This window comes from Caldicellulosiruptor morganii (assembly GCF_026810225.1).
GTDB lineage: Bacteria > Bacillota > Thermoanaerobacteria > Caldicellulosiruptorales > Caldicellulosiruptoraceae > Caldicellulosiruptor > Caldicellulosiruptor morganii.
In genome coordinates, this window is record NZ_CP113865.1 from 2,043,323 (window position 1) to 2,055,967 (window position 12,645).

The 12,645-nt window shown below is 37.0% G+C and carries 8 protein-coding genes; all 8 read right to left on the reverse strand.

What is annotated here, in order from left to right:
* Position 1 precedes the first annotated feature (1 nt).
* The 8 genes from amrA to OTK00_RS10295 all read right to left on the reverse strand — a co-directional run bounded on the left by amrA (position 2) and on the right by OTK00_RS10295 (position 12,396).
* Entirely contained in the window at positions 2–1,399 is a 1,398-nt protein-coding gene (gene amrA, locus OTK00_RS10260; RefSeq protein ID WP_045168911.1) for an AmmeMemoRadiSam system protein A, read from the reverse strand.
* Between the two features lie 177 nt (positions 1,400–1,576).
* Positions 1,577–2,515 carry a sugar phosphate isomerase/epimerase family protein gene (locus OTK00_RS10265; protein ID WP_045168910.1) on the reverse strand — a complete coding sequence of 313 codons (939 nt, stop codon included), beginning with the start codon at positions 2,513–2,515 and terminating at the stop codon, positions 1,577–1,579.
* 44 nt (positions 2,516–2,559) lie between these two features.
* Entirely contained in the window at positions 2,560–3,603 is a 1,044-nt protein-coding gene (locus OTK00_RS10270) for a Gfo/Idh/MocA family protein (RefSeq protein ID WP_045168909.1), read from the reverse strand.
* A gap of 94 nt (positions 3,604–3,697) precedes the next feature.
* On the reverse strand, positions 3,698–4,681 hold the full coding sequence (locus OTK00_RS10275) for a LacI family DNA-binding transcriptional regulator (RefSeq protein ID WP_045168908.1): 984 nt from the start codon (positions 4,679–4,681) through the stop codon (positions 3,698–3,700).
* Between the two features lie 83 nt (positions 4,682–4,764).
* A complete protein-coding gene (locus OTK00_RS10280; protein WP_045168907.1) occupies positions 4,765–6,021 on the reverse strand; it encodes an MFS transporter in 1,257 nt (418 codons plus the stop codon).
* Positions 6,022–6,075: 54 nt separating this feature from the next.
* Positions 6,076–6,771, reverse strand: a complete 696-nt coding sequence (locus OTK00_RS10285) for an anaerobic ribonucleoside-triphosphate reductase activating protein (RefSeq protein ID WP_045170094.1) — start codon at positions 6,769–6,771, stop codon at positions 6,076–6,078.
* Positions 6,772–6,891: 120 nt separating this feature from the next.
* Positions 6,892–9,759 (reverse strand): UvrD-helicase domain-containing protein, encoded by a 2,868-nt coding sequence (locus tag OTK00_RS10290; protein WP_045168906.1) that lies wholly within the window; start codon positions 9,757–9,759, stop codon positions 6,892–6,894.
* A gap of 33 nt (positions 9,760–9,792) precedes the next feature.
* Positions 9,793–12,396, reverse strand: coding sequence for a 3'-5' exonuclease (locus tag OTK00_RS10295; protein ID WP_045168905.1), 2,604 nt, complete (start codon positions 12,394–12,396; stop codon positions 9,793–9,795).
* Positions 12,397–12,645: the final 249 nt, after the last annotated feature.

A 12,645-nucleotide genomic window follows, 5' to 3' on the forward strand; every position in this document is an offset into this window, starting at 1 on the left:
CCTACTTGTGCCTTTCAACTGTAAACCTTTCTATCTCAAAATCCTCTCTGTCATAGTCAATCCCCGCTTTTCTGCAGGCAATCCTCAGCTGCTCTTCGACTGTGTCAACACCCTCTAAATCAGGAAGCAAAAGCCCCTGTCTTGCACCTTTTCTGACAATCACACCGTACTTTTTGGGGTCAAGTTCTGAGATTGAATTTACCTTTTCAGGCGTGCTCAAGATATCTACATCATAAACCAGAGAATCAAGCTCATCTTCTGTGACCTCTTCAAACCTCGGGTCGTGAAAACCTGCCGCAACAGCGTTTTTGATTATCTCCTTTGCAATGTTTTCTTGCGTTGGATAAATTGTGCCTATACATCCTCTAAGGTTTCCATCCTTTTTGATTGATACAAAAACACCTGCCCTCTCTTTTAGCATCCGCTCTGTAACATACTCTGGTATATAGTCCATATACCTTCTGTGCCTTACATAGTACTCCAAGCTCTCTCTTGCAAGTCTTATATATTCATCTTCATTTTCTCTGAGTTTCTTGAGCCTTTGTTCTTTTTTAATAGCTATCTCATCAAGAAGGGATGCAGCAGTACCTTTTTGATAAAATCCAGCAACACAGTACCCTACCCCAAACGGTCCTTCATAAGAGTAAACCTTTGATTCTATCTCATAGCCATCAAATGCCCCAATTAGCACCTTTATTGACCTAAAACCGCATTCTGCAGCTTTTTCTGAAAATTCAGGTTCAATATCATAAAGTCCTTTAATATCACTCTTTTGCAAAAGGTCAACCAAAAGCCTGTCAAACTCAACACCTTCTCTGGCAAAACCATAGGGTCCATCTTCTTTTAGCTTGTGTGAAAGGTCACCGGAAGCAACAATCAAGCCTTTTTTTCCATGCTTTTCAAGAGCTTTTCTTATTATCATTCCATATTTATACAGCTTCATATCATCAACCATACAGTAAGCAGTGTGAATAAGTTCAAAATCTCTATATTTTTTGGTTATAAAATACAGTGGAACCATTGCACCATGGTCAAGCTCTCGCGAAACTCCATATCTTCTTTCAATCCTGTCTGTCACAAATCCAACGCTCAAACCCTCTTCTTTGCTCATTTTTGCTATATCTTCAACTATCTCAAGATTATTGCCAAACCTAAACTCAACCCCCCGCACACCCCATCTTGCAAGGCTACCTTCAATGATTGGTCTGTCATTCAAAAAGAAGACATCTGAAAAGATAGGCGCATGCGGTGATATAATAACAATTACATCAGGCTTGTACTCTGAAATCTCATCCGTCACTTTTTCCAGTGCATCCAAGGTTGCCTGACATTTTTTCTCTTCGCCATTTCCAATTCTGTCAATCAGAATTGGGGGATGTGGCAACAAATACCCTACCATTTTTGCCTTCTCCTTACTTTGATCTTTTTAAGTTTTTCATATATAATATTTTACCCTTTTTTTATCCTGCCTTCTACTACTGAAATGTTAAAAAGTTGTTACAAATTGCAAAACAAAAAGGCCAGCTTTTAAAGCACATCAAAAAGCCAGCCTTTTGAAATAAAAACTTGGAAGTATTTAAATTTTATCAAGAATGCTTTTCAGATACTCAAACCCCAGTTTCAATCCCTCTTTGACCTTTTCTACACTTCCCTCATATTCGGGATCCTCGTGCTCAATGCTGACAACATAATCATAACCATTGCCTTTCAGCTCCTTCAAAAATGCCTCCCAGTCAATCTCGCCGCGTCCCGGCATTCTGTATGTCCACCATCCCATATCCCAGGCATTTCTCCTCTGAATTTGACTGCCAAAGATTGAGAATTTGTTTAGCCTATCTTTGAAAACCTGAGTGTCTTTCGCATGGACATGGAATATTCTGTCTTTGAACTCTTTTATAACAGAAACAGGGTCAATCCCAAGCCAGTAAAGGTGTGATGGATCAAGGTTCAAGCCAAAGTTGTCGTAAGGCAGTCTTGAGAACATCTCTTCCCAGAGCTCAGGTGAATATGATATTGTCCCCATCCAGCCACCGTCCGGATTCCAGCCCGGCATTGGGCAGTTCTCAATTATAATAGATACATTTTTTGACTTTGCATACTCTAAAATCTCTCTGAACACAATTTCAAACTCATCAAAGTTCTCTTTAACTGTCTTGTTATAGTTTCTCCCAACAAATGTGCCAACATATTTAACACCAAGAAGCTCCGCTGCGTCAATTACCTTTTTTAGATGGTCATGGTATGATTTTCTTATAACAAGGTCAGGGTGAAGGTTGTTATCATAGTATGCCAGAGAGGAAATCTGCATGTTGTTGTCTTTGAAAAGCTTCTTTATCCTTTCTGCTTCATCTTTTGTAAGGTTTGCAACATCTAAGGTTGTGCTCGAATAATCTCTTGTGTTTTTCAAAGGCCAGCATGCAATCTCCAGCATTTCAAATCCAACATTCTTTGCCCACACAACCAGATCATCTAAGCTCACATTTGGAAGGCAGGCTGTTAAAAATCCAAGTTTCATCCTTTCAAACCTCTCCTTTCGCATTCCAAAGAATTTATAAGTCCTCAATAATCTATCCTGACTACCCTGCCAGTTTGAGCTGACTCAAAGCAGGCAAAAACAACCTTCATGGTCTTAAGTCCCTCTTCACCGGAGATTTCAGGCGGAGTGTTTGTCAGAATACAGTTTATAAACTCATCCATAACACCTGACTTTGTCTGATTCTGGTTTGTCTGCATTGTATCAAGTTCAAAGTAGGCTTTCTGCCCATTTGCATACCTAATTATCATTGAAAATCTGGGGTCGCCATAAAGAGTGATTGAACCTCTTTCACAGTATATAACAGTTGAATTGTCTTCACTTCCGGGGTATGTCCAGGAAGCTGTTAAAGTTCCAATTGCACCGCTGTGGGTTTTTAGAATACAAACAGCATTGTCATCAACGTCTATCAGCCCTCCGCCGGGGTACCTCTTTGCAAGGGTCGTGACAAAAGCAGCTGCCTCAACAAACTCTTCACCAAGTAAAAACCTCATCAGATCTATCTTGTGAACACCCAGATCGCCCATGCTGCCAAATGCAGCTTTTTCTTTATGGAAAAACCATGTATCAGGTCTGTCAGAGCTCCAACCTTCGGGTCCACCATGCCCGAAAGTAGTCTTAAAGCTCAAAACTCTGCCAAGTTCACCGCTCTGGATGATCTGCCTTGCCTTTATATGAGCTGCGTTAAACCTCTGGTTGTGAGCTATCATCAAAAACTTTCCTGTTTCTTTTGCTGTATCCACCATCCTGTTGCAATCTTCAAAAGTTGTTGCCATTGGTTTTTCGCACAGGACATGTGCACCCGCCTCAAGAGCCTTTATGGTAGCATCTGCATGAAGATAGTTGGGTGCTGCAACAACCACAGCATCAGGTTTTTCTTCCTTTAACATTGTCTCATAATCAGCATATACCTTGGGCACATCAAACATCTTTGCTACGCTTTCTGCATTCTTTAAGTTACCGCTACAAACAGCAACAACTTCAACATTTTCATTAGCCTTTGCCTCGGGTAGATGTCTGTGTTTTGTAATTGAACCGCAGCCAATTATAGCAAGCTTTAGTTTGGACACGAGAATTTGCCCCCTTTGATTGTGTAAATGATTACACAATAATTATACTGCAAAATGTAATCAATTACAATACGGTCAAAAACAAAAAAAATTCTTATGCTGACTCTCTTGTTTTTATCTCATGCGGAAGAATAATCTTTTGTTTTGAAAAACCATCTGGATTTTCCAGGCTATCTATAAGAATCTCTGCTGCCTTTTCACCAATCTCATACATTGGCTGAGCAACTGTTGTTATACTCGGCTCATAAATCCTTGAAATCATGATGTTATCAAACCCTGTTACAGCAAACTCATCGGGTATTTTGAGCAAAGATTCCTTTGCAGCTTTTATTGCTCCCACTGCCATGAGGTCAGATGAACATGCAATTGCGTCATATTTACCCGAGCAGATAAGAACTTTTAGCCTTTCGTAAATGTCTGCCCAGCCATATCTGCATCTTATGACATTCTCCTCACTGAACTCAAGACCATTTTCTTCAAGTGCCTGCCGGTAACCTTCCTTTCTCTCTTCTTCAGAAGGAATCCCTTCATTGCCAATTGCGCAGAGGATATTCTTTTTTCCCTTTTTTATAAGATAGTCTACAATCTCAAAAAAAGCCTTTTTGTGATCTATAAGCACACATGAGGTATCTAAAAAAGGATAAAACTCGCAAGCCTGGACTATTTTCTTCTGGTCCAGATCAAAAATAGTTTCACTGTCAATCCTGGCAGAAGCAATTATAGCCCCATCAACCTGCTTTCTTTCTATAAGCTTTAAATACTCACAAGCAATCTCAGGGCTGTTCCCTGTTGTGCACAGAAGTATGCCGTAGCCACGCTTTCTGGCTGCATCCTCAATACCCTTCACAACGCGCGCAAAATATACATTGGCAACAGTAGGCAATATTACTAATATCAGATTTGACTTGTCCTTTCGAAAGTTTCTTGCAAGAAGGTTGGGTTTGAAGCCAAGCTCTTCAATGGCTTTTAAGACTTTCTGGCGTGTTTTATCTGAAACCCTGTTTGAATTATTCAAAACTCTTGAGACTGTTGCAACAGAAACCCCTGCCCTTCTTGCAACATCCTTTACTGTTGGCATTTTACACCCCCGAAAAATTATACTTTTTATCTATTTTATACTCTTCTGACCTTATGTTCAACAAATATTGCTTTTTCAAAAAATCACTTTTCTTGTCGAATTTTTACCTTCAGATACATCAAAATGGTGCACACCATGGTAAAGAAAGTCGCAAGTCCAAACGGAAGCAGTTTTGAAAAGGTATAACACTGCCCTGCGATTGCACCAATAGGCATTGAAAAAAGAGACATCAAAAACATAGAAATCGAGAAAACATGCGCTCTTTTCTGATCGTCAACAGAGTTTGCAAGAATGGCATCTGCAAACGAATAATGAATTGTGACACCGATTGAAGCAAGCACAGTGGAAATAAGCATAAGCAAAAATCCAATTATTCCCGGTCTTGCAATCAAAATTAATGTATTCGAAAGAGTAACAAGAAGCATTCCTATAAACAACATTCTATCATGATTTTTGTCTTTGAGCTTTGGCATGAAAAATATTATGAAAATAAGTGTAACAATGCTCCACAGGGTTGGAAATACAGAAATAATATCATCAGGGTATTTCAGCCCTTCGCTGAGATATATATTTTTATAGGTATCTCTGAATATAAGGGCAACATTTCCAAAGATAACAACAAGCACAATCAAAAAAAGGTTCCTATTTTTCAATATATACTTTGCACTGTCAAGCCATTCAGAAAACCTGTGGTTGTCACCATTGCTATTCTCCTTAACAAGTCTCTGCCCCACCGAACTTTCTTCGGTTACAAGATGCCTTGCAACTATCAGCACATTTACAAGAATTCCAAACACAAGCACAACAGCTTTTGTGGCCACAACAAGCCCAAATTTTGCAACAAGCAAACCCATCAATGGAGCAAAAAGACTGCCTATATTCCATACAAAAACAGTTACAGAGTATATTGCAACCCTTTCATTTTCTGTTGCATCCTCCATAAGTAAAAGTCGCCATGCAAGCTCAGGAATTCTCATAAGACCATTGAAGAGTGTTGCTATCAAAAACCATTCAAAACTTTTTGCCACAAAAAATATATAAGCATAAAGACACCACGAAATAAAATCACCTATGAGCAAAACCCTCTTGCGTCCAAATCTGTTAACAAGCAGTCCAGCAAACGGTGATGTTATAAGCATAACCAGATTCAATATTGTGGACAGCAAGCCTATCTGATAATCCTTTACACCCATACGTGTCATGTATATTGAGGAGTAGATAATAAACATTGAATAGGGTATGGCAAAAAGAGGTTCAAACAGCAAAATCTTACGGGCATTTGGATTTATCTCTCTAAAAGCTGCAAACACCTTCTCTATCTGTGCTTTAATTTTTGTCATAGCAGATCACCTCAAAAAATACAAAAGCAATGTATATTCGCAGTTGCAATGATTTTACATTCCTCCGCCAATTTTAATGTTTTCAATTCCCTCACTTCTTGCACGATTGTAAATCTGTTGCAAATACTCCATTTCCAGATCCTCAGTGCCACAAATCTGGCTGTCCAAAACATCAGGCGTGTATTTGTAGGGCTTTATAATATACAGCTTTGCATTTTTTACCCACCTTGCAATCTCCAGAATATCCTCAACTGTATGAAGGTTTTTGTTCACAGTAGTTCTGAATTCATAATCTATCCGTGAGCCCATCAAAATCTGAACAGACTCCTCAATCTTCTGAATATCTTTAAATCCTGTAAGTTCAGGGTATTTCTCAAGTGGCGCTTTCAGGTCCATAGCAACATAATCCAGAAGGTCATCTTCTAAAAGCCTTCGGAGAACTTCAGGTCTTGAGCCATTTGTGTCAAGCTTTACAAGAAGATTTCTTTGCTTTATTTTCTTTATAAACTCTGTTAAATATTCTTCATTCAGGGTTGGCTCGCCACCTGTGATGCACACCGCATCAACAATTCCCTTTCTTTTATCCAGATACTCAAAAAATATGCTATCATCCATAAAATCCCCTTTGAAGTTTACAAGCCGGGAGTTGTAACAAAACGGGCACGAAAAATTGCAGCCACCAAAAAAACAAGTAGCTGCAATCTTTTTTGGATAATCAACTGCTGATATTTTCATAAAATCAACAAGCATAGCAACAAACTCCTTTTGTATATTTCTAAGCTCTGCACTAAAATGCGTATATTTTATTTTAACCTCTAAACTCAACAAATTGCAAACCTCTTAACTGGTTAAAAAAGAAAAAAAGAAAACTTATTCAAGTTTTTTTCTGACCAAAGTCAGGTTTTGCTCATCTTTGCAGTAAAATTCAAAGTCACAGCCTGCGCACTCTTTTTTTCCTGTTGAGCATTCAATTAAATTCAAAACATCCCTTTTCGTCCTGATACTTCTTATTTCTTCAACTGTCCTCATAATATCTTTCAGATGCCTATCTTCCATTTTGTACTCAAACATCCTGCCTTCTCTTAACCAGCATATTGATGAGCTGACGTATTTTTGTGGTTCTCTTTCCAACATTGCCTTTGTGTAAAGAAATAGCTGTGGAATGTACATTGCAAATTTATTTTGGTCAAAATGTAAATTTGTTTTAAAGTCAATAAGATACACCCTGTCAGGAAGATGATAAATTTTGTCTATTATACCGTATATAATCTGGTCACTTAGTTTTAAATAAAATGGCATCTCACTTTCCTCTTTTATTACCCTATCTTTAATTGATTTTATAAATGAACCTTCAAAAAAATTGTAAACAAGAGTTTTTACAAGGTTCTCATCTTCAAAATCATTTTCTGCCATTGCCAGAGCAATGTTCTGATTGAGGCTGCCCAGATTGTCAAGTGCTGTCAGCTCAAGCACCCTGTGCACGGTTGTGCCAAGCAGTTTTGCATTTTGAGAAAGCCCAGGTTCTGTATTTTCATTATCGAAAACGGGTAATCCCATGATGTATTTGAAAGCAAAAAGCGCTTTGCAATTCATAAAATCCATTATGTGAGTTGGGGACAGGTACCTGAACCTGTTTTCAAATCTATCATGCAAAACTACATCTGGAAAGCTCAAATTTTGCTTTATCACAGTATTACCAATATCTCCATATACATCTTTTAAATTTTCATCCCTGACAAACTCAACCTTTTCATATTCAATTCCAATCTCCTCTGCCTTTTTTACCATCTCAGAAAATGCCACTTCATCCGCAAAAGTTCGGCTACCCCCACCTTTTCTCTTCTTGATGGTTTCTGCTGAGCTTTTTATCACAAAAAGCCCTGCCATTGCCCTTGTTATTGCAACATAGAAAAGCCTTTTTAGTTCCTGTTTGTCCTGATCCTTTGCATACGCTTTTACCTTTTCATAATTCTGCTCATCCCAGCGCGGTGCTATAACATAAGCCCTGCTGAAATTATCATAACCACCTCTTAACTTTGGCGACCTTTCAAGAAAAACCTGAGTGCTCTCACCAAGCCCGGCAAGAAACACAACCGGAAAGCTCAAACCTTTTGCAGAATGAATGCTCATCAAAATGCAGGCATCACTTAAACTTTTGCCAAACTGAAGCTTCTCATTCTGTGAAATCATAAAGCTCTCAAACTCATCCTGTGAAAAGCTGCCACTTTCTTCTAAAAGATCATAAAAAAGCATTACGTTTTCATATGCCTCTTTGCCAAAGATGTTAAAAATCCTGCTGCTGTAGTCAAACAAATCATCAAAATCCTTCACAATTTCCGAAAGTTTTCTTATATACAGGTGATTTCTTGCCCTATCGATAAAGTTTTTTAGATCTTTTGGCATAAAAGAACATATTTCATCTACGTTACTGAAAAGCAGCTCAAACCTGTCTTTTTTGAACACTGGATTTGCCAGAAGCTTTATATACCCCGACTTTTTGTCTGGACTTTCAAGCACACTCAAAAAGCCCATAAGGGGCAAAATCTCACTTTCCTGCAAAAGCTCTCTTTTAAAATTTATCTCAATGGGTATTTGATGCTCTTTGAACACCTTTTTGTAGATACCGGCAATATTGTTTATCCTGCGTGATAAAATTGCAAAATCAGAATATCTGACCTTTCTCTTTGGTTTTCCTGCCACGCTTATCTCATAGCCACTCTGCACCATATCCTTGATAGTTTTTGCAACAAAATATGCCTCGTTCAAAAGTCTGTCATCTTTTGCCTGTGATACAATCTCAATCAACTTCAAAAATCCATCCTGCCGGTGGTAATAATCAATGGGTTTATAAGCATCTCCAAATAAAATCTGGCTTATAGCATCAATCTTTCTGCCAAGCTCAGAATTGGTTCTGTAATTGACGTTGAGCTCCACTACACTATTGCAGCTTTCAAGTGCATGATCAAACACATCGGGCTCTGCACCCTGAAAACGGTAAATGGACTGCTTTTTGTCACCCACATATATTATATTTTCACACAGGTTCTCAAATATTGATTTTTGCAAAAAGTTTGAGTCCTGAAATTCATCCACTATTAGATATTCAAATTTCGAATTGACATCCTTTTTAACTTCAGGGATATTCAAAAGCTGATAAGTCTTTTCCAGAACAAGGTCATAGGTAATTTCTTTTAAAAATTCCTTCTGTGTCATATCCTCAATATGCTGAAAAATCTCATATATTTGCTTATCTACAAACTCTGATCTATCTGTATATTTTTTGTAATTTGAATACTCATTAATAAGCCCTTCAATAAGATGAAAATACTCTTCAATAAAAAACCTTTCTGCTTCTATTCTGTCAAGCACATCCGGAAGAAGAGAGAAGTAATCATCTAAAAATTTATAATAGAAGCTATAAAGTTCTGGAACTATTTTAAAATTTGCATCAACCCCGGCTTTCATCCAGTAAAATCGCAAAAGGTAAATGCAAAAAGAATGTATTGTTTGTATATGCGAACTTTGAATTTTTGAAATGGTCATAATATCAATATTATTTTGCTTTGCTTTTGAAATTATCCTGCTTCTTAGCTCCCTTGCAGCTTTTTCTGTATAAGTTATTGCAACTATTCTCTGGGGCAAAACCTTCTTTTCTGAAATAAGTTCTGTATATAAGTCTGCAATCTTCTCTGTTTTCCCGCACCCAGCAGAGGCTGTATACACAGTGATGTTTGGCATCTTTTCCCCTCCTCAATCTTGCCTTAAAAAAATTCAGTGGTAAACCCTGCATACGTGGCTATATTCACATCTATAACAAACAGAGGAGATTGTTTTTCTGTAAAAGTCAACATTTTTAAGCTTTTTCAAACTCTCTTTTAACTGCTCCACTTCCTGCACTGTCTGCCCGGAAATAATATTAGAATTAAAATCATATATAACAAATTTTGGATATTCCTGAAGATATATTGCCGCAACATTCGGTATTTTAAATATGTTCTGGGCAATCCAGATCTTATCAATGGTTCTGTCATTCTTCGCCCTAACAAATCCAATAATCTCGCTCTGGTCTTTTTTCACAATGAAATTCGGGAAAAGCAAAATCTCAAATCCTTCAAAGTTTTCTTTTAAAACATACGGATTCTGAGCTGTGTTGACAGGCACAAACTCTTTTATATTGTATTTTGCCATCTCATTTGCAATCTCACCAGCAAGTACCAAAATATTTTCTGCTGCTTTTAACTTTACAGCTTCATTCAAAGTGTATCTCAAGCTTTGCAAAAGCATTTTTACTGTATATTCTCCATCCTTGCCGGAGAGCATATTTCCTATACACATATAAAGTAGCCTCAGGTTTGCTGAAAAGAAGTTTTCTTCCTGAGCCTGCTTTTCAATATTGAACTTCATAAATCCAAACTTCAGGGGACATTCAAAAATAGCTTTTATCTCTCTGTCTTTTATCTTCAAAACAGGAGGAACTGGAGGAATTTCAGTTGCTTCAAAGGACTTTCTACTTTCTGAATGTCTTGCCAATCTATATTCTTTATAAGTCATCACCCTGCCACCTGGCAGATAGCTATCTTCAACATCCTCTACAAAAATACCCTCAAGCTCCAAAAACGGGCTTTTATTCAGCTCAGCTCTGTAAAACCTTGGGTATGAAATGTAGAGATTGTATGAGTTCAAAATTGTCTTGAATGCCACCAGTTCCTTCTGAAATGCATAATCAAAGTCTTTCAGATCGCTCAATAAAAGTAGATTTTTCAAATATGGATTAAACAGAAATTTTTCAACTACAGGTTTTGGAAAAATGTCATCCGAAGCCCCTATTAGATATACCTTATGGTAATCTGAACCTATACAGTCGTGTATTTGAAGTATATCTATACCGTTTAAAATCTTTATTGAAACATCCACCTTTTTTTCTGAAAAAATAGCCTTTAGCATATCCAAAAATTCATCAAAGGAATATGTGCCTTCAACTTCCTGATCCCTTATAGCCATATCAAAAATTTCATTTAATGCATAAAAAGCCTTCAAAAATTCTACATCATCAACAAACTCAGCCGATTTAGTAAGCCCGAGTCTTTCAAATACACTTTTTGTCTGCAAAATCCACTCTCTATATGACTTTTTTTGTGTATCAAAATCACTTTTTAGCCTGTACAGTCTATTGAAAACTGCCAGAACTTTTTTGAAATTCTCTATTTCCTCTTCAAGATTATATAAATTCAATAAAAATTCAATTTCATCAAGTACACTTTTTACATGATCCAGATTTAATATGTACATATCCTTAATTCTGCCCAATAAAATCTCAAAATCTGCCCCTTCTCTGTTTAAAAACCTGTGTGCTACAATCTTTTCAAACCTTTTTCTGTCAAACTCGGAGCCCAGAAATTCCAGAAGATCAACAACAAACCTTATAAACCCGAACTCCAGAAGGCTTTTTTGATGATCAAGGTTAACCGGCAAAAGCTCCTGCTGGAAAACATCAATTAAAATGTCTTTGTATCTTTCAATATTGGGAACTGCTACAGCTATTTTGCTAAAATCAATCCCATTATTGATATGATCCTCCTTTATGCTCTTTACAAGCGCATTTGTTTCAAGCATTATATTTCCATACGAAAAAGCCTTGATGTCATCTTTTACTTCAGATTCCTCATTGAGAGATGTCAAAATCTCAAACCCCATTGATTGTAAAAATTCTATGCTGTGTTTGCAAAGATCAATATCATCAAAGTATGGAATATAAATCTCTATATTAGAAAGTGTTTTTGACAGAATGGATAGCAGTCTTTTTTGATCCTCCCTGAAATCAATAAAAAAGGCAATCTTTGCTGCCCTGTAACTTTTAAAGCTCATCTTACCTTCCTGGTACATCTTTATTGCCAGGTCCTGAAGATATGAAAAATTGACAAGATTATTCTCGTCAAGATACCTTTTGTATTCTTCAAAAAGACGTATCAGCCAGCCATAGTTCTCATCAAAAGCCAGAAAGCTTTTTTGAGAGTAATCCTTTGACTCAAAAAACATAAGGTCTAAAAGATGTAGAACCTGACTTATAAATTCATAACTCAAGCAGTTTTGAAAATCGGTCTTGTTTTTAAAAATCTTTTTCAAAAGTTCAAAGACAATCATAACTTCCTTCTGTCTTGAAATAAACCTTCTTCCTTTCAATATCTGATTCTTTGCAGGAACTATCAGATCATCAAATGTGAATATGTCAACATCAAACAAAACACCATTTTTCTCAACAAGCCTTTCTCTTAGCTTTTTTATGCTGAATCTACGCGGGAGGATTACAAGCTGTCCATCGCCTGCATTATCCAGCAGGCTTAAATTCAGTTTTTTCAGAAAATAGGCCTTTTTCATGTAGCGGTTCTCCTTTCACTTAAATTATTAAGCCTTAAAAAGCTGAACTCTTGCTTACCTGTTAAAGGTATAAATATAAAATTTTAAGATGAGACAATGTCCTCAACATTCTATATGTTTGTTTGTATCCTATATGATTTCTCTGTGTTTTGTATATTTGATACCACCTTAAATATTTTACTATATTTTGGAAATTATTAGACATCTTGTTCAAATAAAATCCTTATACTTGATTTTTGATAAATCAAG

Bases quoted from the DNA above. Each gene is read 5' to 3' on its own strand.
- OTK00_RS10295 (WP_045168905.1), bottom strand. From the start codon at position 12,396: ATGAAAAAGGCCTATTTTCTGAAAAAACTGAATTTAAGCCTGCTGGAT.
- OTK00_RS10285 (WP_045170094.1), bottom strand. From the start codon at position 6,771: ATGCTTGTTGATTTTATGAAAATATCAGCAGTTGATTATCCAAAAAAG.
- OTK00_RS10275 (WP_045168908.1), bottom strand. From the start codon at position 4,681: ATGCCAACAGTAAAGGATGTTGCAAGAAGGGCAGGGGTTTCTGTTGCA.
- OTK00_RS10280 (WP_045168907.1), bottom strand. From the start codon at position 6,021: ATGACAAAAATTAAAGCACAGATAGAGAAGGTGTTTGCAGCTTTTAGA.
- OTK00_RS10265 (WP_045168910.1), bottom strand. From the start codon at position 2,515: ATGAAACTTGGATTTTTAACAGCCTGCCTTCCAAATGTGAGCTTAGAT.
- OTK00_RS10290 (WP_045168906.1), bottom strand. From the start codon at position 9,759: ATGCCAAACATCACTGTGTATACAGCCTCTGCTGGGTGCGGGAAAACA.
- amrA (WP_045168911.1), bottom strand. From the start codon at position 1,399: ATGGTAGGGTATTTGTTGCCACATCCCCCAATTCTGATTGACAGAATT.